We start from the raw sequence: 22,938 nt of genomic DNA, 5'->3' as shown, positions 1-22,938 counted from the left end.
TCCTAGAAATGGTCATTGGGCGGCGCCAGCCGCGGTCTCGCCGATCACGGTATCGACATCGTCGATCGCATCGACGCCGAGAAGGCCCGCCATCTGGCGCGCCCGCGACCGCAAGCTGTCGGACGTGTTCTTGTCACGCGCGACTGCTGCGAACAGCGCGCCGGCTTCGGCCTGGTTGCCCTGGTCGAGATAGGCCATCGCTACCAGTTCTCCCGCAGGGCCGAACCACGCGCTTCCGGGCACAGCCAGCGGCTTCAACCGGGCGACCACTTCGGCCGGCTTCATGGTGTCGTAACGCGCCGCGACGAAGCGGATCGTAGCAAGGTTGCGGAACGCCTCGGGCACCCGGTCGTCGGCCGATACCTGCTCGTAAAGCGCCGCGGCCTCGGCGGGTTTGTTCTGCTCCATTGCGATCCCGGCCTTGAGCAACAGCGCGGCGGCGCGGGCGCCGTCGGTTCCGTCGTCGATCACCGGGACCAGGGCCTCGTCGCCGCTGGCGAGGTTGCCGCGCTGCACTTCGTCGAGCGCCCGCACCAGCTGCTCGCTATCGGCTTCGCTCCGGGCATCCTGGCGGCTGTCCCAGAAAAGGTATCCGCCGAATGCGGCAAGCACGAGCACGGCTGCCGCGACGATCACCTTGCCATATTTCTGCGCGGCTTCCGCATACTGGTCCTGCCGCACCGCCTCGTCGACCTCGCGCAGGAGAACGTCTTCCTGCGCGGCCTGCGCGCGGGCGCGTTTTTCCTCGGGGGTCAGGTCGCTGTCTGGTCGAAGGGCCACAGGCGTCGGTCGTCTCGTGCTGGGGAAGGGTCTGGTGCGCGCGGTCTTTAGCCGATGGGCGGTTCAATTCAATGTCGAATCCCGGATGTCCCCCGGCCGGTGAACGCCCCGTGAAGCGCGGCGCGCAGGCACCGCGATGCCGCCTAGGGGAGGGTCGGCCGGCCCATGGCGCTAGCGTAGAGCCGGCGATAGGCGGCGATCATGGTCTTCTCGTCGAATTCCTCGCGCGCCCTCGCCCGGTTCGCCCTGCGCAACGCGGCGCGCGCCTCGGTATCGTAGAGCAGGGACCCGATTGCTCGCGACAGCGCGTCCTCGTCGCCGGGCGGCACGATCAGCGGCCGGTTCTCGGTTGCGACCATCCCGGCCACGTCGCCGACGTCATAGGCCGCGACCGGGCGGCCGGCTGCCATCGCCTCGACCAGCGAAATCGGGAACTGTTCGGAATGCGAGGAGAGCGCGAACAGATCGAACAGTGCGACGAACCGCTCGGGCGCCTGTACATGGCCGACAAGGTGCACCCGGTGTTCGATGCCGAGACGCTCCGCCTCGGCGCGGATCGCCTCGCGCTCGGGTCCCTCGCCCACGATGACGAGCTGGCAGAACTCGGGTAGCGGGGCGACCGCGCGGACCAGTGCGGAAAGGTTCTTGACCGGGCGCAGACCCGCCAGCGTTCCGACCCAGAATTCGCCGGGGCGCTTGACCAGCCCCGGTAGCGCGTCGGCCCTGGGCGCCTTTGCGAAGGCTTCGGTATCGATCCCGTTCGCGATGCGCCGCACGCGGCCGATCGGCTGGGCCCATGTCGTCAGCGCGATCTCCTCGAGCGTCTCGGACGGGACCACCAACCCTCTCGCCCGGCCCAGTGCAATCCGCCGGTAGAGGTTGCGCGCCGGCTTGAGACGGCGTTGCTCGTCCTCGTTGAAGCCGTCCTCGTGGTGGATCAGCGGCGGCAAGCCGAACGCCTCCCCGAACAGCGTGCTCGCCATCACCGCGTCCATCGCGCCCCAGTTGTAGGTCAGCACGAGGTCGTAGCCGCGCATCGCCTCGGCAATCCTCTTGAGCCGGCCCGGCGTCGGACGGCCCTGCAAGGGCGGGAAATCCTTCGGCCACGCGACCTTGAGCGCCCGACTTATCTCCGCGGCTGCGGACGTTTGCCCCGGGACGCCGGATACGATCGCATGATGAACCTTCGGTCCGAAGGCATTCATCAGCCGGACCGCCCTGCGTTCCTTGCCGCCGCTGGCGAACGTCGAATGGAGATGGAGGATGCGCGGTGGCGCGGCCTGCTCCGCGCTCATGCCGCCGCCTGGTCCCAGATCATCGTGTCGGTGCGGCCCCTTCCGTATTCGCGGGCGCGCCTTGCACCGCCGCGCCCATGTCCCCACTATCGCCGGATGAACGCCGGAGAGCAACCTGCCGTATACCGGCCCGAACGGCCCCTCCTCGAACTCGCAGACTGGCTTGCCGACCCGGTCGAACCAGCGGATTTTCCGAAAGCGATCCTGCGCTGGCGCAACGACCGCGCGGCAGCCGCCGTAGGTCTGTCGGGACTCGCGGATGACGAATGGATTGCCCGCTTCGCGCGCTTCGAACCGCTACCTGGCACGCTGCCCGGGCCGCTCGCCCTGCGGTATCACGGCCACCAGTTTCGCGTGTACAACCCCGAGATCGGCGACGGGCGCGGGTTCACCTTCGCGCAGATGCGAAGCACCGATGGCCGCCTGCTCGAACTCGGAACGAAGGGGTCCGGCACGACGCCGTGGAGCCGCACCGCGGATGGCCGGCTGACGCTGAAGGGCGCGGTGCGCGAACTGCTGGCGACCGAGATGCTCGAGGCGCTCGGCGTTAACACCAGCCGGACGTTCTCGATCGTCGAGACGGGTGAGGAACTCTGGCGCGGCGACGAGCCGTCGCCCACCCGTTCCGCCGTGCTCGTGCGGCTCAGCCACGGGCACATCCGCATCGGCAGCTTCCAGCGCCTCGCCGCGCTGGAGGAGGCGCAACAGATGAAGGAACTGATAGGTTATTGCCTGTCCCAGTTTCCCGGACCCCTTCCCCCGCTCGACGCACCGTGCCGCGAAGAGCCAGCCGTCATCCTGATGCATCAGGTGGTCGAACGGCTCGCCGACCTTGCCGCCAGCTGGATGGTGGCGGGCTTTGTCCACGGGGTGCTCAACACCGACAACATGAACGTCACGGGCGAAAGCTTCGACTATGGTCCGTGGCGCTTCCTGCCCGAATGGGACGCCGGGTTTACCGCCGCCTATTTCGACCATGCGGGCCTCTATGCCTTCGGCCGCCAGCCAGAGGCGCTCTACTGGAATTGCGGACAGCTCGCGATCGCTCTGCGCGGCGTGGCCGAGGCGCCGCCGCTGCTCACCGCGCTCGAGCGGTTCGGACCGCTCTACATGGCGCATATCCGCCGCCGCTGGCTGTGGCGGCTGGGACTGGCATCGCAGGGCGAGGAACGCGACGCGGCGCTCGTCGCGGCGTGCGAGACCGCGATGCGGGAAAGCGGCGAGCCGCCGGACAGCTTCTTTCACCGGCACCGTTTCGGCCGCGTTGCCGATGGCGCGCTTGCCGAAGCCTTCGAAAGCTACGAGCCAGCGGGGGCCTCTCACCCGTTGTGGGACGAGCCGGCACCGCCCTCGCTCGTCATCGACCGGGTCGAACAGCTCTGGTCGGCGATCGACGAGCGCGACGACTGGTCGCCTCTGATGGACGAGATCGCGGCCATTCGGCGCCTTGGCAACGCGCTCGGCGCCCCGCCGGCAGCCGCAGCGAGCGCCTGATCAGCGCCTGCGCGGCACCGGGTCCTGTTGCCGGGCGGGTGGGGGCGGCATCACCGCAGCGGGCATCGCCTCCACCATCTGGACCGGCTGAATGTCGATTCCGAACAGTTTCCAGCGTCCTTGCTCCCACTGGAAATACATATCGAACTGCAGGGCCGTCGGCCGCAGCTGGAACAGGCCCTTCACCTCGAAAACATCGGGTTGGATCTGGCGCGGCGGCTCGGTGTAGGTCGGAGGGACGAGCAGGGAATTCGAAAGATCGATCCGGCTGCTGCGAAGCCCGGCAAAGATCTGGCCGAGCCGGGCCGCGTCGTTGTTGATCTGGAACCCTTGCGCGCCGAGATCGCGGAGCACCGAATAGTTGCCCGAGCGATTGGCATGGTCGACCGCGAGCATGGTGGACCAGATGAGCTTGGACAGCTCAAGCTGATCGGGAACCGGGCGCGAGGCAGGCGGAGCCTGGACTGCCGGAACGCCTTGCGCTCCGGCAGGCGCGGGCACGAGGCAGGCAAGCGAGACGAGAAATGCCGGGACAAGTCGCCCCGGCATTTCTCGTATGCACGATCTGAGCGTCATGCGTCAGGTCTAGTCGCTTACCACGCGACCTGGAAGCCGCCCCGTGCGCCGACCTCCCCGCTGTCGAAGCCGACCCCGAGGCCGGCCGAGAGCGATGCGTTCTCGCCCACCCGTGCCGCGACCGCGAGCGTGCCGGCAGCGTTCTTCTGGAAATAGCCGATACCGCCCGAAAGGCCGAAGTTTGTGCCGGCGGGCAGCGCGGGCGATTCCATCGCCAGCCCCATCGCGACACCTTCGTATGCCTTGTCGAGCCCGCCGAAGAGCGAGGTGATCTGGTTCTGCTGCGCGGCGGTCAGTGTCTGCAGATTGGTGATGCTCGCCGTGTTGGCGGCTGTCGCCGTCTGCAATGCCGAAACGTTCGCGTTGGTGGTTGCGAGCGACGCTGCGGTCGCAAGCGAGGCCGTCGTAACCCCCCGTCCCAGCGTGCCCGAATTGTCGACCGTCGCGACGAAGGTGGGACCTGACTGCGCCGCGGTGCTGGCGGCGATGTCGCCCACCGTCACCGACGAGCCGGTTCCGCCCAGCGCGACCTGGTTGGCACGCGTGGTCGTGGCGGCAAAGCCCACCGCGGTCGAACCCGCTTGCGCCGCGTTGGCGCTCTGGCCGAGGGCGGTCGACTGGAAGCCGCCGGCGTTTGCCTGGCGGCCAAGGGCGGTCGATTGCCCGCCGGTTGCCGAGGCCTGCCAGCCGAACGCTTGGGCGCCCGTCCCGCTGGCGACGGCTTCCCCGCCGATTGCGGTCGAGTGGAAGCCCGAGGCAACCGCAAGATCGCCCACCGCCACCGAATCCTCGTTGGTGGCCTGGGCGAGATTGCCGATCGCGACCGAGGTTCCGAGCGAGGGCGCTCCCGACGGGGTCACCCCCGGCGATGCGATCGCGCCCTCCCCGATCGCGACCGATCGCGTCGCCGAGGCCGTCGCGAGGTGCCCGAGCGCAGTGGAGCGCACGCCGGTCGCAGACGCCTGCCAGCCGAACGCAGACGTGCCCGCCTGGGTCGCCTGGCTTTCGCTGCCTACCGAAACCGAATTCAGGCCCGAGGAGACCGCCTGGTCGCCGATCGCGACGGCGTCGGCACCGGTCGCTTGCGCGAGGTTGCCGAGTGCGGTCGAAGTCGTCCCGGTCGCCGCCGTGTTATAGCCGATCGCGGTCGAACCGGCTCCGGTCGCCTCGGCGGAGAAACCATTGGCGGTCGATTGATCGCCGGTCGCATAGGCGAACGAACCCGTCGCGGTCGAGGCGTAGCCGCTTGCCTGGCTTTGCGCCCCGGTGGCGACCGCATAGTCGCCGGTCGCTTCTGCCGAATACCCGGATGCGGTCGACTGGATGCCGCGGGCCTCGCTGAACGACCCGTTGGTCACCGCCCCCGCGCCCGAAGCGACCGATTCGTCTCCGACGGCAATCGCATAATCGCCCGACGCGACGGCAGCCTCGCCGACCGCGGTCGAGCGGGTTCCGCTCGCAACCGTCAGGTGCCCGAGCGCGGTCGCGCGGACCCCCGTGGCGACCGCGCGCCAGCCAAACGCCGATGCGCCGGCCTGCGTAGCCTGCGATTCCCCGCCGACGGCGGTGGTGGAATTGGCGGTCGCGCGGGCTCCGGTCCCGGCGTCGTCGCCACCGATCGCAACCGCATCGATCCCGGTCGCAAGCGCGGTCCTGCCGATCGCGATGCTCGAGGCGCCGGTCGCGACCGTCCGGGTCGTGATCAGCGGATCGGAACCGATGGCAATCGCTCCGGGTCCGCTGGCCTGGGCACCCCCGCCGACCGCGGTCGCGCCGTTGGCATCAGCGATCGAAAACGCGCCCACGGCGGTGGCCGAATCACCCGTCGCGGACGAAACCGTACCGACCGCCACCGTCACGTCCCCGGTGGCCGTGGCCGACGCACCGACCGCGGTCGAAACCGCCCCGGTTGCCGTCGAGGTGTTGCCGCACGCCAGCGTACCGCCGCCCGCCGAAGTTGCGCCTTCGTCGAAATCGCCCGGACCCGCCACATCGTCATCGGCGGTATCGAGAAGGCACTCCGCTGCTGCGGCTGGCGCCGCTGTCATCGAAGCGAGCGCCAGCCCCGCCGATGTAACCGCCGACGTACCCAGCGCGAGCGCCGTCAGCCTGGATTTTGAAGAAGTCATGGTCGTTCTCCTCGTTGGCGCCCGCACAATGCGCGCGCCTGATGGCACCCTGCGAAAGTGCCGGTTTTCAGACCTGATCCTTGCTGGCGACCTCGGCTATTTCGAACCATCCGCCCGAGGCGGTCGATCCCTGTTCCTGCCGGATCATTCCCCTGTCGTCGCTCTCCGTGCCATTCTGGGCAAATTCACCACTTATCGGCATTTGCTCGAAAGGGGCGAAAGGCTAGAAGGGCCGGAAGCCGGGTAAAGTTAACCACAGCGCCTAACCAAAGGCGAGTCTTTAAAAATCACCAAATTTCCGAGGTTTGCCGCACACAGTGTCCCCTAGCGATATAGTCTCGATCGAACCGGCCACGGGCAGGGAACTGTGGCGCGGGATGTCCGGCGACGTCGACGCGGCGGTCGAGCAATCGCGGCGCGCCTGGCCGGAGTGGGCGGCCAAACCGCTGGCGACACGAGTGGAACTCGTCCGCCGCTTTGCCAACGAAGTGCGCCGGCAGAACGATGCTCTGGCCGAACTGATCGCGCGCGAGACCGGAAAGCCGCTGTGGGAAGCCCGCACCGAAGTGGAATCGGTGGTCGCCAAGGTGGACATCTCGGTCAATGCCTATGCCGAGCGGACCGGCCAGAAGAAGTTCGACAACGCCCTACAGGGTACCGCGGCGGTGCGCCACAAGCCCCACGGGGTGATGGCGGTCCTGGGACCCTATAACTTCCCCGCGCACCTGCCCAACGGTCACATCGTCCCCGCACTGGTCGCCGGGAACACCGTGGTCTTCAAGCCGAGCGAGAAGACGCCGGCGGTTGGCGAATTCCTTTCGGGGTGCTTTCACCGCGCAGGGATACCGGAAGCGGTCGTCCAGTGTCTCCACGGCGGGCCGGCAGAGGGCCAGGCGCTCGTCGCGCACCGCGACATCGACGGGGTCCTGTTCACCGGCAGCGCCCGCGCCGGCATCGCGATCAACAAGAAACTTGCCGGAAACCCGGGCAAGATCGTCGCGCTCGAAATGGGTGGCAACAACCCGATCGTCGTGCTCGACACGCCCAAGGTCACCGACGCCGCGGTCCTCGTCATCCAGAGCGCGTTCACCACCGCGGGCCAGCGCTGCACTGCGGCACGCCGGCTGGTCGTGAAGTCGAGCATGTACGAGCCGCTGCTCGGCGAGGTGAAGGCGCTAGCCGACCGGATCATCTTCGGTGAACCCTTCGCCGATCCCGCCCCGTTCATGGGTCCGGTGATCGACAACCAGGCCGCCGACCAGTTGTCCGAAAGCTTCCTCTACCTGCTTTCGCACGGCGGCAAGGCGATCAAGCACATGCAGCGCCCCGACGACAGCCTGCCCTTCGTCAGCCCCGCGATCATCGACGTGACGGCGATCGCCGACCGGCCCGACGTCGAACTGTTCGGCCCCCTTCTGCAGGTCATCAGGGTCGATGATTTCGACGAGGCCATCGCTGAGGCGAACGACACGCGGTTCGGCCTGTCCGCCTCGCTGATCGGCGGAACGCCGCAGGACTACAACCGGTTCTGGGCCAACATCAGGGCCGGGATCGTCAACTGGAACCGGCCGACCAGTGGCGCAAGCAGCAAGGCACCGTTCGGCGGCATCGGCCTGTCGGGCAATCACCGCCCGTCGGCGTTTTACGCCGCCGACTACTGCGCCTACCCGGTCGCCAGCACCGAGATGGACCAGCCGCGCGCCAGCCTGGGAGCCGGTTTCCGGGAACAGCGGCGCCGCGCCACCGACGGCTAGCGCTCGAGAGTCGCCAGCCGCACTAGGGTGCGGTCTTCTTCGGTCCGGACCCGGACATCGTAGGCTAACGGACGGCTGCTACCCCGCAATTGCAGCTCGGTCCCCGCCCTCAAATATCGCGGCGCGGCGCCTGCCTTGCGGCCACGCTCGGCGTAGAACGCCAGGACCTCTGCCGGGGGCACCGGCGTGGAAAAGACCACCGCGCGCGCCGAGCAGCCCGGCCGGTCGGAACCCGCAGCCGCCAGCGTGGCGCCGCGCGGATAGATCGGCATCGGCTCTGGCATCCGGGCTGCCCAGATCGCCGAGGCCTGCAAGGCGTCGAGGCAGCGGGCACCTGCACCCAGCGCCTCCAGATGCTGCCGCGGCCCCGCGTCCGCCGCGAGCGGGGCGCCGGTGCCCTGTGGTTCCCCCAGCGGCACCAGCCGGTCCGCGCCGCCCACGATCCGCGCCGCATCAGACCGCGCGGCGTTGGCGGCCTCGGGGGTGGTTGGCAGGACCGGAAGCGACGCGTCGCTTTCTACCCGCAAGGCGGCGGCTGCCTCGTTGCGGCTCGAAAGGTCGGGGTCGGTCATCAGGGGATCATCGAGCGCCTGCGCGACCTGCGGGTCGCGCGGCGGGAGCGAACGATCGGGCTCAGCCTCTCCGCACGCGGAAGCCGCGAGCAACAGCGGCACGAGAATGGCAAGGCGACGCACCCGCGCGCCTCTAGCCGATCGCGCGCGCCAAAAGAAGAAGGCGCCCTCCGCCGAAGCGAAGGACGCCTTCCGCGTCCCCGAAATGGGTTCGCGCTTGCGGCCGCGGGTGGGCACGGCCGCGAAGCTTGTCAGGCCCGGATCAGCGGCAACGCGCGCCGCTCTTGGCGATCTCGCGGCCGAGAAGCGCACCGCCCGCTGCACCGAGGATCGCACCCAGCGTGCGGTCGCCGTAGCGTCCGGCGATCTCGCGGCCGAGGAGCGCACCGCCCGCGGCGCCGATGACCAGGCCGGTCGTGCCATTGGACCGGCGGCAGTAGTAGCGATCGTCCTCACCCCGCCAGACGCGGGTGTTGGCGTAGACGGGTTCGCCGTAGTTGCTCTGCTGGTAACCGTAACCATTGCCATAATAACGGCTGTCGTAGCGGTCATGGCGGTCGTGTCCGCGGTGCTTGTGGCGCTTGTGCTGGACGGCATTGTCGCCCCAAACCACGCTGTTGTCGTAGGCGGCGCTGTGCGTCGCTGGCGCGGCGGCGACCGGTGCGGCGACCAGCAGACCCGGCACGGCCAGGGCCAGCACGGCGATCTTGATCGGGTTCTTCTGCATCGGTTTATCCTTTCGAGTCTTTCGCGACCGAGAGGCTGAGTGCACACCCCTTCTGTCCCGTTCAGGAATAAACCTGTTAAACTGAACGGACAGCAACGGCGCGTGCAGGTTGGCAAATTTTTGCCGATTGTAGTCAAACCGCGGGAAACCCGCCGATTTTTCCCGGCTTGCGGGGCGGGACCGGCGAGCCTAGGGGCGCGCGAAGATGAACGAGGCCCACCCCAAGCACCCCAGCGGATTGCCTGCCGCGCTGGGCGCCTACCTCATCTGGGGCTTCCTGCCGCTTTACCTGATTCTCGTTAAGAGCGTTCCGCCGTTCGAATTCGTGGCCTGGCGGATCGTGTGGACGCTGCCGCTGTGCCTCGTGATCGCGGCCTTCCGCCGCCAGCTGGCCGAGATCGCCGCTGCACTGCGCAACCCGCGCACCCTTGCCTGGCTGGCGCTTTCTTCGGTGCTCATCGCGATCAACTGGCTGGTTTACGTCTGGGCAATCCAGGCGGGAGAGGTCTTCGCCGCGAGCCTCGGCTACTACATCAATCCCCTGGTGAACGTTCTGCTCGGCACGGTACTGCTCGGCGAGCGGCTGTCGCGCCGCGGATGGACCGCAGTGGCCATCGCGGCGGTCGGCATAGCCATGCTGCTGGGCGGCGCGCTGACGACGTTGTGGATCAGCCTCACGCTCGCCCTGAGCTTCGGCACCTACGGGCTGGTGCGCAAGCAGGTGGCGGTGGGCGCGCTGCCGGGCCTGACGATCGAATCGATGCTCCTGCTGGTGCCGGCACTGGCGCTCGCCGGCTGGTATGCCGCTTCCCCCACCGGTTCCTCGTTCGGGCACGAATGGGGGTTGAGCCTGGCGATCATGCTCGGCGGCGTCGCCACCGCGATACCGTTGTGGCTGTTCGCGGTAGCCGCGCGGCGGATGAGCTATTCGACGCTGGGGTTCGTCCAGTTCCTCGCGCCAACGATCGTCTTCGTGCTGGGCCTGACCGTGTTCGGCAAGCCGCTGCACCCGGCCGAAGTCGCCGCCTTCATCGCGATCTGGATCGCGATTGCAGTGTTCGTCTGGGACCTGCTGGCTAGGCGACCAGCCGCCAGCTGAGCGTTTCTCCTGCGTGGAACGGGACGACCGGCGTGCCGCCCGCCTCGATCGCATCGGGCACCACCACTTCGCCGCGCCGCAGCGTCACCATGTCCTCGTTGACGGGCAAACCGTAGAACGCCGGTCCCGCGAGCGAGGCGAACTGCTCGAACCGGTCGAGCGCGTCCTCCTCGTCGAAAACCTGAAGGTAGCTCTCGAGCGCGAACGGAGCATTGAATATCCCGGCGCACCCGCAGGCGCTTTCCTTGTCGTGTCGGGCGTGGGGCGCGCTGTCGGTGCCGAGGAAGAATTTCGCCGAGCCCGATGTCGCCGCCTTGCGCAACGCGAGCCGGTGCTCCTCGCGCTTGGCCACCGGCAGGCAGTAGGCGTGCGGGCGGATGCCGCCCACCAGCATCGCGTTGCGGTTGATGTGAAGGTGCTGGGGGGTGATCGTCCCCGCCACATTGGGCCCGGCCGCCTCTACGAACGCCACCCCCTCGCGCGTGGTGATGTGTTCGAGCACAACCTTGAGCCCCGGAAAATCGCGCACGATCGGCGAAAGGTGACGATCGATGAACACCGCCTCGCGGTCGAACACGTCGATATCGCCCGTCGTCACCTCGCCGTGAACGCAGAGCACCAGCCCGGCCCTTTCCATCGCGGCGAATACCGGCGACAGGTGGGCGATGTCAGTCACCCCGTGCGCGGAGTTGGTCGTCGCGTTCGCGGGGTAGAGCTTGGCCGCGGTCAGCACGCCGTCCGTCTTCCCGCGAGCAAGGTCCGCGGGGTCGGTTCCGTCGGTGAGATAGGCGGTCATCAGCGGTTCGAACGAAATCCCTTCGGGCACTGCCGCCAGGATCCGCTTGCGGTAGGCCCGCGCGGCATCGGTCGTGGTAACCGGCGGAGACAGGTTCGGCATCACGATGGCGCGGGCGAACTGGCGCGCGGTGAAACGGGCAACGCCCGCCAGCATTTCGCCATCGCGCAGGTGCACGTGCCAGTCGTCGGGTCGGCGGATCGTGAGGGAATCGTTCATCGCCCTTCCCTTAGAGCGCGGCCATCCTATCTGCCAACCATGCCCGCTACCCGCCTTTTCGACCGCGCGCTCGTCCGCGTATCGCCCCGTTCACCCGAGGAGGATGCCGCCGGATTTCTCCAGGGCCTGCTGACCAACGACGTGACCGGCACGTTGCCGGTCTACGCCGGGCTTTTGACCGCGCAGGGCAAGGCGCTGTTCGACCTCATCGTCTGGCCCGGTGCGCCGGGAGAGATCCTGCTCGACTGCGAGGCGGCCCACGCCGACGAACTCGTCAGGCGGCTCGCGCTCTACCGCCTGCGCCGACAGCTCGACATCGCGCGCGACGATGCCGTCGCGGTCCACTGGGCGCCGCATACCGGCGATGGCGGAGCCGCCGACCCGCGTCTCGCAGCGCTCGGAGAGCGTTGGCTGGCCCCGGTCTCGGAGGGCGATGCGCCTGCCGATGCGGCCTGGCACGCGCACCGGCTGCGGCTCGGGGTGCCCGAGGGACGCGCAGAGCTTGGCGATACCCTCTGGCTCGAAACCAACGCGGCCGAGCTCAACGGAGTGAGCTTCTCGAAGGGATGCTATGTCGGGCAGGAAAACACCGCGCGAATGAACTGGCGGCAGAAAGTCAACCGACGGCTCGTCGTCGTCCCGCTGGCGGCGTCGGACGACAGCCGGCGCAAGACCGCATGGCCGGACCACGGGTTCGCGGTTGACCACTTGCGGGTCGAGGCGATCGCGCCCGAGGTGGTTCCGAACTGGATGCGCCTGTCCGACTGACGCGTGAACGGGGCGGCACCGGTTGAGGTGCCGCCCCTCTCGCTTGCGACCGCGCGAGATTGCGTCAGGCGGGCGAAACCCGATTGTAGCGGGCGAGCGCGGGCCAGTTGCTCGTGTAGTCGCTGAGATCGATCCGCGGCGGGCCGTTCTCGAACGTGCGGCCCAGCGAGGCGAGGATCAGCCGCGCCCGCTTCAGCCGGGCGCCCGGCGAGCGGAACGGGTTGGCGCGATCGGGCCGCGCGGCGACCATGCGTCGTAGCAGGCTGGTGCGCTCGTGGAAGTCGGTCGGCGCCTCGCGTGGGAGGGCGATGGCGGCGCCCTGGTTCGGCAGACCGGTACCGGTGTCGGTCGCCGGTCGCGACGCTATGGCGGGAAGGATTGCGCTCGCGGGTGATGCCGGCACGGCGGGTTCGCGCACGACAGGACGCTGGATCGTGGGGACGCTTTCCGTCGCGATCCGCCCCCGGCGCCGCCGCACGAGGAGGACCAGACCGCCCGCCGCGGTGGCAGCGACGAGGAGCCCCGCGAGCAGCTGCGCAAGCCCCTCGGTCACGTCACCCTGCTGCGCCTGGCGCTCGGCCGCCGGGGACATCTCTTCAACGGGCGGTAGCGCGGCAACGCCCGCAGGCTCTGCCAGGCGGGGCGCGCTCGCCGCGTCGACGGATTGCGGCGCGCCAGCGTCCGCTGCCGGGGACGCCATCGGCTCCAGGACGGTCGAGCGGCTCGCAGTCTCCGGCCGGGTTACGGAGCGAGGCGTGGCGGCCGCGCGGACAGGAGTGGAGGCACGCGGGGTGGATGCGGACGAGGTGGTTTGAACCGATGCAGGTAAAGTTTCGGGCACGGCAACCGGCGGAATTTCGGGCACGACGATTGCCGGTTGGGCCGCCGGTACGGGGTCCGGGGTCGGCATGCTGCTTTCGGGGAGCACGATCGGCGCGCCCGGTGCCTCGGCAGCAGTCTGCGCGACGGCGAAAGTGGACGAAAGGGCAGTCGCAGCGGCAATCGCGGCAAGGCCCGTGCGAAGCGGTGTGTTGCTGGTCTTCATAGCCGGCAAACAATCCGCAAGTTTTGGACCGGGTTCCGTTTATGGGGCGTTCAGGAACCGCTCAACCAGTTGTAATCTAAGGTTTCCCGCCAAATTTTTCACGGCGACTCGATGGAATGGCCCGCCGAGCCGATGCCCGCCATTCTGGTGAAAACCTAGGGCATCGTCTCTCCAGGCGGATCGGGCTCGGTAAAAGACTGGCGTTCGGTCCAGGCGCAGCCGGATCGCTGTTCGCCATTGACCTCGAGTGTGGCGGTGTAGGGATAGGTGCGGTCGCTCATGCCGTCGGAACAATCACCGGGCGTGACGGCGAGCACCAGCCTGCTGCCCTCGTACATCCCGCTCCACGATACGCCGCCGCGTCCGGCGAAGCGTACAACCGTAATGTCGGTCCCGTCGGGGATTTCCGGCGTGGAGTATGTCAGGGCCGTCCCTGCGACCTGGCCGCCCCAGAACGGCTCGGTTCCAGTGAAACGGACGGTGTCGCCCTCGCTGATGGCTGCGAAGGGCGAATCGTCGCCCAGGTCCCCCGGCATGCTGCCCGGTTCCGGCTGGCTGCTGCAAGCGGAGAGCGCGAGGACGGACACGGCGGCGGCATGGAGGGTCGGGCGCGGCATGGCTCCTCGACGCGTTACCTTCATCGTTGTTCCTCCTTCGCGCGGAACACCGGCGGCGTTTCGTGCATTGTACCAGTCAAACTGTTCGACACATTCGGAGTCTTCGCCATGAAGGCAACGCCCTTGTTTCTGGGCGCGTGCGTTTTCGCGTCGATCGCGGGCGCGGTCGGCGGCGCCACGACCAATACCACCCCCATTCAGAACGCCGGAATCGGCATGAACATGCTGCCGGAGCGCGCGATCGTGTTCGATCCGTCGGACGACGGACGGCCCGAGATGGCGCTGCCCGACCACTACCCGATGGTGACGCCGAGCGGCAGAATCGAGGTCGCGGAACTGTCAACGCGCGGCCTGTACTCGCAGCAACGCTTCGGCTGGCGCCCGGCCGGCTACGAGCCGCTTCCCGAGCAGGCGTTTGCGGAAGAGTCTGGCGGGGTCATATGGGACGAGCCTGAATCCCCGCCCCCTTCGATCGAGGCGAGACCCGTTGCCCCCCCGATCGCGCCGCTGGATGTGGCGGCCCCGCCGGCGGGCTGAGGCGGACTGGGGACAGAGAACCTACCCCTCGATCAACACGATGTCCCACGCATAGCGGTGGTCTCCCAGCGCGCTCGCGATCGCGGTCGGGGCGCTGTCGCCGAGCGACCGGTAGAGCGCGTCCCTGGCGTTCGCCGTTTCGTCTTCGGGGAAATACATCTGGTAGATGCCCCGGGCATCGCGCCCCGTCACGTCCATGTGAATGTGGGGAGGTCTCTCGCCGATCGGGCTGGCATAGCTTCCGGGTTTTACCGTCAGCATCTTCCAGGTTCCGTCCGGGGCGGTTCGCAGCGTTGCAAACCCTTGGAAGTTGGGGTCGAGCGGCATGATCGCCGGGTCCTGCGGGTGGGCGTATCGGCCCGCCGCGTTCGCCTGCCATATGTCGAGCCGGGCGCCGGAAACCGGCTTTCCGAACCGGTCGAGCACGCGGCCCGTTACTTCGATCACCTGTCCCTGCGCGCGACCGCTGCCGCCCGCGACGCGCGTGAGATCGGCATCGGTTTCGCCGCGATAGGAGGCCGGGAAGAACGGCCCCATGTCGGATGTCGCCGTTACCGTCTGTGCCAGCACCGGGCCGCCGATCGCGGCCCCGCCGACTGCGCCCGCGACAAATGTCCTGCGTGAAAAGGAACCGCGCATGTGCCACCCCCCTGCCAAAGGGCGACCCGCGCGCGGCAGGTTAAGCCGACCGCCCCGCCGGCGCAAGGGAGCGTCCCCCTGCGCTGCCGCTCAGTCGCGCGAGCGCCGCCCGTCGGGTTCCCGGGCCACGCCCTTGAACGGCTCGCCATCGCTTTTCACGTCGATGAATTCGCCGTCCGAGCGGTCGCGCTTGGTCCATTTTCCGGTGACGGGGTTCTTCACCTGGGTGCGATCGTCGACCGAGCCGACCCGGTAGCCTTCGCCGGTGTTCCTTGCCATCGTTGAATCTCCTTTGCGAAGACCCGAATCCCCGGCGATTCCCGATGGTTCCCTTCAGCCGCGCGAATATGTCCCGGTCAGGACCGCGGCGCCGATCACATGACCCTCCATCGCCTCGATCAGCGCGCCGCGGCCCTTGCCGGGGCCCAGGTCGAGCGGGGTGTCGAGCGCGAAGATCTGGAAGACATAGTCGTGACTTCCGTGGCCGCTCGGCGGATCCGGCGGCAGCCAGCCGGCCTGCTGGAACGAATTGAGGCCGACCATCGGCGGATCGTCACCCTCGTAAAGTTCGCCCGCGGCAGGTTCCATGCCCCAGCCCAGCAAGTGGACGAACGGTTCGGGCGTCGGCGCATCGGGGTCCTCGACCGCCAGCGCGAGCGCGCGGGTGCCGTGGGGCGGCGCGGTCCACGCGAGCGGGGGACAGCACGCGTCTTCCTCATCGGCGGTGAACATCGGGTCGAGCACGCCGCCGTCCATGAACGCAGCGCTGGACAGTGCAAAGCCTCCCGCGCCCATCGCCGCCTCGTCGGCGAGCTTCGCCACGGCGAGCTTGCCGTGCCCCGCACGCACGTTGTGCAGCAGGCGGCCGAGGAAGGCGGGTACGTGTTCGAGCATCGCGCGGGTTCTCCTGTCGGAAATGGGAATGTCCCGTGCCCCCTGCCGTTCCGGGACCGTCAGCGCAAGACCGACCGGGGTCTCCGCACCAGGGGGAACCGGCTGCCCCGGCGGGCTTTCGTTAGAAGGGTAGGACGGGCGCGCCTTCAGGAGAGCGGCGCGCACCGCCCCGCAAGCGAGGAGCAGCCACCATGCCAGGAAAAGTCCCGACACCCGGAATGCCGCCAGCCGACCGTCGCTATCACGCGCGCCGGGGAGACGGCGAGACCGGCGGCCTCATCCCGCGCGACAAGCGCGGTGCGGGTGGCGGCGGGCCGGTCGGCCCCAAGGACGCCGATGGCGATTTCCACGGCGGCCAGACGGACGCCGCCTATCACGGCCACGGCCAGCTGGGGGAGCAGGACGTGGAGGAACAGGACAACGCGAACGCGCCGAGCGAAGACCCCTAGCCCGCCTCCGCCGACCGCCGGATTCGTGCTAGGCGCACGCGATGCCTGCAACCGTGACGATCCTGGTCGATGCCGACGCCTGCCCGGTCAAGGACGAGATCTACCGCGTGGCCGAACGGCACGGGGCGCAAGTGCGCGTGGTGAGCAATGCGGCCTTCCGAGTCCCTGTCAGCGAGCGGATACGGCGCGTGGTGGTGTCGGACGCATTCGACGCGGCGGACGACTGGATCGCCGATAACGCCGGACCCCGGACCGTCGTGGTGACCGGAGACATCCTCCTCGCCGAGCGCTGCCTCAAGGCGGGTGCGCAGGTCCTCTCGCACGCCGGCAAGCCGTTCGATGCCGCAAGCATCGGGGGCGCGATCGCCACCCGCGCGATCATGGCCGACTTGCGGGCAGGGATGGTCGGACCCGGCGGCGGGCCGCCCCCGTTCGCGAAGGCCGACAGGTCGCGCTTCCTTCAGGCGCTCGACCGCGTGCTCGTCGCGCTCGCCCGGCGCTAGCCGGAATGCTGGGCGCCGCTTTCATGACTTTCGCGGCTCGCGCGCAGTTCGCTCGCCTGCAGGTGGAGCGCGCGCGACGACAGGCGGATCTCGCGGCTTTGCTGGAAGAAGCCCAGCACCAGCCAGAGAAACGCGAGCGGGCTCGCCACGCCGCCCAGGAAATCACCGAGTTCGTTCAGCCGCAGGTCCGCCGGGTTTTGCCCCTTCGCGAACAGGTAGACGACCAGCCCCGCGATATACAGCGCCGAAAGCGTGAGCCCGATCACGGGCAGGCGCCGCCGTTCCCGGTTATCGTCCAGCGCGAAACTCGATTGTGTCTCGGGCATTCGCCTCCCCCCTTTGCCTTGGACATGACTGCCCGAACGCGGTGCCGGTGTCGACCGATACGAAAGGCGGCCGCCCCGCCCGGAGTCCCCTGGCACAACTTGCTTCTTGCGCCACCCGGACAGCGGGGGCAGCCTTGGCGGCATGACCGCACCCGATCCCCGGCCGGCTGACAGCCGCTATGCCACCTTTGCCGAGTTCTGGCCGTTCTACCTGCGCGAGCATTCGAAGCCGCGCACCCGCGCGCTGCACTATGTCGGCACGACGCTGGTGGTCGCGGTGGCGGTGTACGCGGCGCTGACAGGGCGCTGGTGGTGGCTGCTGGCGATGCCGGTGGCGGGCTACTTCTTCGCCTGGCTCGCGCACTTCACGGTCGAGAAGAACCGCCCCGCGACCTTCACCTACCCGCTGTGGAGCCTCGCCGCCGATTTCAGGATGTGGTGGCTGTGGCTGACCGGGAGGCTGGGCAAGGAACTGCGCGCGGCGGGGGTGCGCAAGGAGGGCTAGAGCGTCTTTTCGGGCCGCTGGTCGTGGCCGTGGCGTTCGGACTTGCCGAAATGACGGTCGAGTCGCTGGGCCAGCCTGGCGCCGGCCAGCCGCGCGGCGTCGTCGACGGTGGCGGCGTGCTCGGTCACGCCGATCGCGCGGCCGCCGCGCGGGCGCGCCTCGATGGTGCAGGCCTTGTCGTCCGCCCCGCCCTTGGCCCCGTTCTCGTCGCGCACGTGCACCTCGATCCGGGTCAGCCGATCCTCGAACCGCGCCAGCTTGGCCCGCACCGCCTCCTCGATCCGCGAGGCGACGTTCTGGGTGCCCATGACGCTGCTGTCGGAATTGAACTGGACCTGCATCGGCGTTGTTCCCTCTCGTGTCGGTCGTTGGTCCATCATCAACGGATCGGCGGCGCGAGGTTTCCCCGAACCCGTCGCACGGCGGAATCGGTTCGCCGGAAAGAGGTGACAGGGCGTCACCCATGGCAAATACGCTATATCATTGGCCTCGCACTGTTTTCGTCTCGCGGACAGGGTGACACGTTCTCGCCTGCCCCCGCCCTCCGCCGAGCATCACGCAACGTCCCACCGCTCGTTCCCCCGGGCGACCCGGCCCAGCAGCGCGGGAAAGTCGCCCGGCGCGTAAGCCGAGGCGTCGCTCACCGGATCGCCGAGTTCGAGCGGGAGCATCTCGGCGCGCATCCGCAAGAGGCCCAGCGTCAGCCGTTCGTCATAGCGGCGGCCGACATGGACCAGCTCGCCGTTGTGGAAATAGGGCTGCTCCACCCCGTGGATCGCCCGCTCCATCGCCGCGTGGGCGAGCGCGTTGAACGCGCAGTCGAACGCCGCCGCCCACGCCTGGTCGAACGGCTGGCCCTTCAGCCGCGCGCGCAGGCGATAGGCGGACTGGCGGCTCATCCCCACGCTGCGCGCCGCCGCGGCGACCGAGTGACTGGCGGCAAGGTGCTGGAGAAAGGCGACCTGCTTCGCCCGGCTCCACCGCGGCGCGCCGTCTTCGGGCGGAGGCAGCGGATCGCAATCGCTGTCGCGAGGGCGCGCGGGAAGCGAAGGCGCATCGACAGGGACGGTCGAGGACGCGGCGGCCGGAACCAGCCGCACGGGTAGCGGGAAGCGTGCTGCTCATCCAACAGCTTAAGGCACAGGTGGGGGCGTGTAGGAAAATGGTTTTGCGCGAGCGACCGGTGATCGCACTTGGAGTTGCGCAGGCGACCGCGCCCTGAAGGCCGATGCGAAGGTGCTGGCGCATACCGGCAAGCCCTTCGACGCCGCCAACATCGGCAGCGCCCCCAAGAACACTGGCACCACCCGCGCCATCATGGCCGACCTGCGCGCCGGGATGGACGGGGTGCTAGGAGGCACCGGCGGCGGCCCGCCGCCGTTCCGCAAGGAGGACCGCTCGCGGTTCCTGCAGGCGCTGGACCGGGAGTTGGTGCGGTTGGGGCGGTGATAAGTATACGCTCTCCAGAACGCGCGGAACGCGCCTCGGAACTCGCGTGCCGCTGGAACTTCCCCGGAACTGTGGTGGTCAATCAACTGCGGGGGGGCGTGCATTGTGGCATGACGTAGGAACTCGGCAGGGAGATGTGGGGATCGCCCAAAATCTGCGCAGCACGAACTTCAAAATTTCAGCGACCACACCTTCGGCGCAAGTTCAGCCATGACTTTCTGCCGCTTATCCACCTCCTTCCGATCAAACTTTTTATATTTCGCCAACAGGGAGGTGAGCTCCAACTCCGACTTCGCATACTTCGGTTTCTTGGTGAGGAAGTCCTGATTGCCGATTTCTGCATTCCACGCAGAATTTATGATCGCCAAGTTGCCCAGGCGATTGATCAAGTCTTCGTATTCCGGACGTGCGAGGTTGAAAGCCTTGTTGAAGGTCTTTGGAATGACGTGCTCAAGGTTTACCTGATGGACGTCCCTAGAGGGCACCAATTCGCCCGACTTATCGCCGTACCCCATCTCAAGTGCGATGAGGTAGTATCGCGCGAGAACCGGCTTGGCGACTTTTGCATTGAGAACAAGTCGCCTAAATTGATCATCAGTCGGCACCTTATCCGAAAGAAAATCTCGTAAAGCTTTCGCAGTCTTTATCTTGCCCGTTCCGATATCATGAGCCATCTCAGCATATTGTTTGTCGAGACGCCCAGCTCTTCCAGAACCGCCGAGCAAGAATCTGGCTGACCAACTTACAAAGAGCTTAAATGCTTTCTTGGTTTCCGGCACAGAAAACCTATTAGAAACGGCAAACACTAGCGGGACAATTTGTTCAATATTAAATATCTCCGTCAGGACGCGCAAATCTTCCGTACATTGGGCGCCGTAAGGCTTCCACTTCGAGTGATCGGGTTGGAAGATAGCGGCAAAGTCTACACTTGCCGCGTTTGCGGCAGACACAAATTTTAGGGCAGCTCGAGAACTCTTTATCTCATCTTTGAGATCCTTGGCCAGTTCCCTGTCGCGAGTTAGGCCGTGCAATAGTGTCCAGTAGTACCGAATATACCGAACCATCTGCTCATCGGCATCGTCAAAGGTATCGGAGAGCGTCCCATACATCTGATTCCAATGCCCGTGCATCTGATCCAACGACGAAGAGTTCGCCCTGCTGAACAGATAGTTTTTCAGAATATCTGCCTGAGATGCGCGCAACCCTCGATCGTTGAGGGTTTCGAACATCCTGAAAGCGCCCACTTCGTCTGGCACTTGGACGGTTACAACCGTTGAAAACTTCTCGAGGTACTTAGTCCACTTATCTAGCTGCTCATGCGCAAGCTCTGCATTTAAATGCCCAATCTCGCCACGTAGGAAAGTTTGAATTTCTTGGGACGATTCAAACAGTCGCCGATTGGACGGAAATGCAAATTTCTTAATGTCGGGCGCGCCGGTTTCCCAGTCTTTCTCAATAATATGTTCGTGGAAGAACTCGTTGTCTTCGATATTAAGGTGCAGCAGGAATTCTTGGTCCTTCGTGTTCCTGTCGTACCTACTCAGAAAATCCTGATTGATGGAATCGGCGTCTCTTTCCTCGCCAATCTTTTTGAGCAGATCGCGGCATCGGGCAAAGATGATCGAGGTGGTGGCGAGACGTTGCTGGCCGTCAGCGATTTGCAAGCGAACTTCGTCTTCAACGAGAACGGTTGTTCCGAGAAAATAGGTATCGTCTTTCGAGGATATCGCAGTTTTCAAATCGCTTAAGAGATCGGTGACATGCCCACGCTTCCAAGCATAGGATCGCTGATTTGGTGGAACCGCGAGGAGAGATGTCTTCAAGACACTGCCGATGCCCTTGTTGTGAAAGGCATAGCCACCTTCACTCATCGATTACGCCCCTCATTAACCGGTTCCTTGGGCCGACGTATCATTAACGTTCAGACAAATACAACTTTCCGCCTTCCTCCAGAAACTTCTCGCTCATCTCCGCCATCCCCGCCTCGGCCTCCTCTGCCGCGACGAAGCTCTCCAGCCCCGCATTCTGCTTCGCCGCAAAGTCCCGCACCTCCTGGGTGATCTTCATCGAGCAGAACTTGGGGCCGCACATGGAGCAGAAGTGCGCGGTCTTCGCGCCTTCCGCCGGCAGCGTCTGGTCGTGGTATTGTTCGGCGGTGTCGGGGTCGAGGCTCAAGTTGAACTGATCGCGCCAGCGGAATTCGAAGCGCGCGCGGCTCAGCGCGTCGTCGCGGACCTTGGCCGCCGGGTGGCCCTTGGCGAGGTCGGCGGCGTGGGCGGCGAGCTTGTAGGTGACCACGCCCACCTTCACGTCGTCGCGGTCGGGCAGGCCGAGGTGCTCCTTGGGGGTGACGTAGCAGAGCATCGCGGTGCCAAACCAGCCGATCATCGCCGCGCCGATGCCGCTGGTGATGTGATCGTATCCCGGCGCGATATCGGTGACGAGCGGGCCGAGCGTGTAGAACGGCGCCTCGCCGCAGGCGGCGAGCTGCTTGTCCATGTTCTCCTTGATCTTGTGCATCGGCACGTGGCCGGGCCCTTCGATCATCACCTGCACGTCCTGTTCCCACGCCCGCTTCGTCAGCTCGCCCAGCGTGTAGAGCTCGGCGAACTGCGCCTCGTCGTTGGCGTCGGCGATGCTGCCCGGGCGCAGGCCGTCGCCCAGCGAATAGGCGATATCATAGGCCTTCATGATCTCGGTGATCTCGTCGAAGCGCTCGTAGAGGAAGCTCTCCTTGTGATGCGCGAGGCACCATTTCGCCATGATCGAGCCGCCGCGGCTGACGATGCCGGTGACGCGTTTCGCGGTCATCGGCACGTAGGGCAGGCGCACGCCGGCGTGAATGGTGAAGTAATCGACGCCCTGTTCGGCCTGCTCGATCAGCGTATCGCGGAAGATCTCCCAGGTGAGGTCCTCGGCAATGCCGCCGACCTTTTCCAGCGCCTGGTAGATCGGCACGGTTCCGATGGGCACGGGGCTGTTGCGGATGATCCATTCGCGGGTGTCGTGGATGTTGCGGCCCGTCGACAGGTCCATCACCGTGTCCGCGCCCCAGCGGATCGACCAGACCATCTTGTCGACCTCGCTCGCGACGTCCGACGCGACGGCGGAGTTGCCGATGTTGGCGTTGATCTTGACGAGGAAGTTGCGGCCGATCGCCATCGGTTCGGCTTCCGGGTGGTTGACGTTCGACGGGATGATCGCGCGGCCGCGCGCCACCTCTTCGCGGACGAATTCGGGCGTCACGTATTCGGGGATCGCCGCGCCCCAGCTGTTGCCCTCGGGCATCTGGCGCAGGCGCTCGCGCCCCAGGTTCTCGCGCTCCGCCACGTATTCCATCTCGGGCGTGATGATGCCGCGCCGGGCGTAGTGCATCTGGGAAAGGTTCGCGCCGGGCCTGGCGCGCAGCACGGTCTTCGCCACGTTGGGGAACGGCGGGACCCCGCCCGAGCGGTCGGGGCCGAGCTGGCCGTTGTCTTCGGGCTTCACCTCACGCGCGGCGTATTCCTCGACGTCGCCGCGCGCGAGCTGCCACTCGCGGCGCAGCTGCGGCAGGCCGGCGCGGATGTCGATCGTCGCCTGCGGGTCGGTATAGGGGCCGGAGGTGTCGTAGACCCGCACCGGCGGCTCGCCGCTCGACGGCTCGAGGTCGATTTCGCGCATCGCGACGTTCAGGGGGCCGACGTGGATCTTGCGGCTGCCGCGGATGGGGCCGGTGGTCACGCCAATGTCGAAAGTGCTGTTGATGTCGGCCATGCGCTAAGG

General features: G+C 67.0%; 26 protein-coding genes and 1 pseudogene. 9 read left to right on the top strand and 18 right to left on the bottom strand.

Translation table 11 applies throughout. The annotated features are described in order from the left end of the window. Positions 1–12: 12 nt before the first annotated feature. Positions 13–780 (bottom strand): tetratricopeptide repeat protein, encoded by a 768-nt coding sequence (locus tag ACPV3N_RS12075; RefSeq protein ID WP_440118107.1) that lies wholly within the window; start codon positions 778–780, stop codon positions 13–15. 143 nt (positions 781–923) lie between these two features. Next, positions 924–2,075: a glycosyltransferase gene (locus tag ACPV3N_RS12070; protein WP_440118105.1), complete on the bottom strand. Its 1,152-nt coding sequence runs from the start codon at positions 2,073–2,075 to the stop codon at positions 924–926. A 96-nt stretch (positions 2,076–2,171) separates the two neighbouring features. Between ACPV3N_RS12070 and ACPV3N_RS12065 the strand changes: the two genes are divergently transcribed. Continuing rightward, a complete protein-coding gene (locus ACPV3N_RS12065; protein ID WP_440118103.1) occupies positions 2,172–3,569 on the top strand; it encodes a protein adenylyltransferase SelO family protein in 1,398 nt (465 codons plus the stop codon). Here the strand turns inward: ACPV3N_RS12065 and ACPV3N_RS12060 are convergent, their stop codons facing one another. The 3 genes from ACPV3N_RS12060 to ACPV3N_RS12050 form a co-directional block, all read right to left on the bottom strand. After that, the gene (locus tag ACPV3N_RS12060; RefSeq protein WP_440118101.1) at positions 3,570–4,118 is read right to left on the bottom strand and encodes a hypothetical protein; all 549 of its coding nucleotides are present in this window, start codon (positions 4,116–4,118) and stop codon (positions 3,570–3,572) included. 44 nt (positions 4,119–4,162) lie between these two features. Next, the gene (locus ACPV3N_RS12055; protein ID WP_440118099.1) at positions 4,163–6,274 is read right to left on the bottom strand and encodes a YadA-like family protein; all 2,112 of its coding nucleotides are present in this window, start codon (positions 6,272–6,274) and stop codon (positions 4,163–4,165) included. Between the two features lie 67 nt (positions 6,275–6,341). Next, positions 6,342–6,476: a hypothetical protein gene (locus ACPV3N_RS12050; RefSeq protein WP_440118097.1), complete on the bottom strand. Its 135-nt coding sequence runs from the start codon at positions 6,474–6,476 to the stop codon at positions 6,342–6,344. A gap of 130 nt (positions 6,477–6,606) precedes the next feature. Between ACPV3N_RS12050 and astD the strand changes: the two genes are divergently transcribed. Then, positions 6,607–8,028: a succinylglutamate-semialdehyde dehydrogenase gene (gene astD, locus ACPV3N_RS12045; RefSeq protein WP_440118415.1), complete on the top strand. Its 1,422-nt coding sequence runs from the start codon at positions 6,607–6,609 to the stop codon at positions 8,026–8,028. On the opposite strand, the gene ACPV3N_RS12040 is transcribed toward astD, so the two are convergent. Next, a complete protein-coding gene (locus tag ACPV3N_RS12040; protein WP_440118095.1) occupies positions 8,025–8,723 on the bottom strand; it encodes a hypothetical protein in 699 nt (232 codons plus the stop codon). The genes astD and ACPV3N_RS12040 overlap by 4 nt on opposite strands. 139 nt (positions 8,724–8,862) lie before the next feature. Then, entirely contained in the window at positions 8,863–9,327 is a 465-nt protein-coding gene (locus ACPV3N_RS12035) for a glycine zipper 2TM domain-containing protein (protein ID WP_440118093.1), read from the bottom strand. A 205-nt stretch (positions 9,328–9,532) separates the two neighbouring features. Between ACPV3N_RS12035 and rarD the strand changes: the two genes are divergently transcribed. Beyond that, the gene (gene rarD, locus ACPV3N_RS12030; protein ID WP_440118091.1) at positions 9,533–10,426 is read left to right on the top strand and encodes an EamA family transporter RarD; all 894 of its coding nucleotides are present in this window, start codon (positions 9,533–9,535) and stop codon (positions 10,424–10,426) included. On the opposite strand, the gene pyrC is transcribed toward rarD, so the two are convergent. Further along, positions 10,404–11,441, bottom strand: a complete 1,038-nt coding sequence (gene pyrC, locus ACPV3N_RS12025) for a dihydroorotase (protein WP_440118089.1) — start codon at positions 11,439–11,441, stop codon at positions 10,404–10,406. The genes rarD and pyrC overlap by 23 nt on opposite strands. A 39-nt stretch (positions 11,442–11,480) precedes the next feature. On the opposite strand from pyrC, the gene ygfZ reads away from it, so the two are divergent. After that, positions 11,481–12,209: a CAF17-like 4Fe-4S cluster assembly/insertion protein YgfZ gene (gene ygfZ, locus ACPV3N_RS12020; protein WP_440118087.1), complete on the top strand. Its 729-nt coding sequence runs from the start codon at positions 11,481–11,483 to the stop codon at positions 12,207–12,209. A gap of 64 nt (positions 12,210–12,273) precedes the next feature. Here the strand turns inward: ygfZ and ACPV3N_RS12015 are convergent, their stop codons facing one another. Together ACPV3N_RS12015 and ACPV3N_RS12010 are read right to left on the bottom strand one after the other, a co-directional pair. Next, entirely contained in the window at positions 12,274–13,254 is a 981-nt protein-coding gene (locus ACPV3N_RS12015; RefSeq protein WP_440118085.1) for a hypothetical protein, read from the bottom strand. Positions 13,255–13,409: 155 nt separating this feature from the next. Next, positions 13,410–13,895 carry a COG3650 family protein gene (locus ACPV3N_RS12010; protein WP_440118083.1) on the bottom strand — a complete coding sequence of 162 codons (486 nt, stop codon included), beginning with the start codon at positions 13,893–13,895 and terminating at the stop codon, positions 13,410–13,412. Between the two features lie 84 nt (positions 13,896–13,979). Here ACPV3N_RS12010 and ACPV3N_RS12005 point away from each other — a divergent pair, with 84 nt between their 5' ends. Continuing rightward, complete coding sequence (locus ACPV3N_RS12005) at positions 13,980–14,408, top strand: hypothetical protein (protein ID WP_440118081.1); 429 nt, start codon at positions 13,980–13,982, stop codon at positions 14,406–14,408. Between the two features lie 21 nt (positions 14,409–14,429). On the opposite strand, the gene ACPV3N_RS12000 is transcribed toward ACPV3N_RS12005, so the two are convergent. The 3 genes from ACPV3N_RS12000 to ACPV3N_RS11990 form a co-directional block, all read right to left on the bottom strand. Further along, positions 14,430–15,047: a dioxygenase family protein gene (locus tag ACPV3N_RS12000; protein ID WP_440118079.1), complete on the bottom strand. Its 618-nt coding sequence runs from the start codon at positions 15,045–15,047 to the stop codon at positions 14,430–14,432. Positions 15,048–15,137: 90 nt separating this feature from the next. Next, on the bottom strand, positions 15,138–15,326 hold the full coding sequence (locus ACPV3N_RS11995) for a hypothetical protein (RefSeq protein ID WP_440118077.1): 189 nt from the start codon (positions 15,324–15,326) through the stop codon (positions 15,138–15,140). Positions 15,327–15,380: 54 nt separating this feature from the next. Then, positions 15,381–16,154, bottom strand: a complete 774-nt coding sequence (locus tag ACPV3N_RS11990; RefSeq protein WP_440118075.1) for a YbhB/YbcL family Raf kinase inhibitor-like protein — start codon at positions 16,152–16,154, stop codon at positions 15,381–15,383. On the opposite strand from ACPV3N_RS11990, the gene ACPV3N_RS11985 reads away from it, so the two are divergent. Both ACPV3N_RS11985 and ACPV3N_RS11980 read left to right on the top strand, forming a co-directional pair. Continuing rightward, entirely contained in the window at positions 16,133–16,390 is a 258-nt protein-coding gene (locus ACPV3N_RS11985) for a hypothetical protein (protein ID WP_440118073.1), read from the top strand. The two genes, ACPV3N_RS11990 and ACPV3N_RS11985, sit on opposite strands and share 22 nt — an antisense overlap. A gap of 41 nt (positions 16,391–16,431) precedes the next feature. Further along, entirely contained in the window at positions 16,432–16,893 is a 462-nt protein-coding gene (locus tag ACPV3N_RS11980) for a YaiI/YqxD family protein (protein WP_440118071.1), read from the top strand. Here ACPV3N_RS11980 and ACPV3N_RS11975 read toward each other — a convergent pair. Beyond that, positions 16,890–17,219, bottom strand: a complete 330-nt coding sequence (locus tag ACPV3N_RS11975; protein WP_440118069.1) for a hypothetical protein — start codon at positions 17,217–17,219, stop codon at positions 16,890–16,892. The genes ACPV3N_RS11980 and ACPV3N_RS11975 overlap by 4 nt on opposite strands. Positions 17,220–17,361: 142 nt before the next feature. Between ACPV3N_RS11975 and ACPV3N_RS11970 the strand changes: the two genes are divergently transcribed. Further along, complete coding sequence (locus tag ACPV3N_RS11970; protein WP_440118068.1) at positions 17,362–17,724, top strand: Mpo1-like protein; 363 nt, start codon at positions 17,362–17,364, stop codon at positions 17,722–17,724. Here ACPV3N_RS11970 and ACPV3N_RS11965 read toward each other — a convergent pair. Next, positions 17,721–18,065, bottom strand: a complete 345-nt coding sequence (locus tag ACPV3N_RS11965; RefSeq protein ID WP_440118066.1) for an HPF/RaiA family ribosome-associated protein — start codon at positions 18,063–18,065, stop codon at positions 17,721–17,723. The genes ACPV3N_RS11970 and ACPV3N_RS11965 overlap by 4 nt on opposite strands. A 213-nt stretch (positions 18,066–18,278) precedes the next feature. Continuing rightward, positions 18,279–18,824, bottom strand: a complete 546-nt coding sequence (locus ACPV3N_RS11960) for a hypothetical protein (RefSeq protein ID WP_440118064.1) — start codon at positions 18,822–18,824, stop codon at positions 18,279–18,281. A gap of 109 nt (positions 18,825–18,933) precedes the next feature. On the opposite strand from ACPV3N_RS11960, the pseudogene ACPV3N_RS11955 reads away from it, so the two are divergent. Continuing rightward, a pseudogene (locus tag ACPV3N_RS11955) lies at positions 18,934–19,173 on the top strand (DUF188 domain-containing protein); the annotation flags it as partial. Between the two features lie 170 nt (positions 19,174–19,343). On the opposite strand, the gene ACPV3N_RS11950 reads toward ACPV3N_RS11955, so the two are convergent. Continuing rightward, positions 19,344–21,044 carry a DUF262 domain-containing protein gene (locus ACPV3N_RS11950; RefSeq protein ID WP_440118062.1) on the bottom strand — a complete coding sequence of 567 codons (1,701 nt, stop codon included), beginning with the start codon at positions 21,042–21,044 and terminating at the stop codon, positions 19,344–19,346. 43 nt (positions 21,045–21,087) lie between these two features. Next, entirely contained in the window at positions 21,088–22,929 is a 1,842-nt protein-coding gene (gene thiC / locus ACPV3N_RS11945) for a phosphomethylpyrimidine synthase ThiC (protein WP_440118060.1), read from the bottom strand. Positions 22,930–22,938: the final 9 nt, after the last annotated feature.

This window comes from Tsuneonella sediminis, from assembly GCF_051912845.1.
GTDB lineage: Bacteria > Pseudomonadota > Alphaproteobacteria > Sphingomonadales > Sphingomonadaceae > Tsuneonella > Tsuneonella sediminis.
This window is presented reverse-complemented; position numbering and strand designations above follow the sequence as displayed.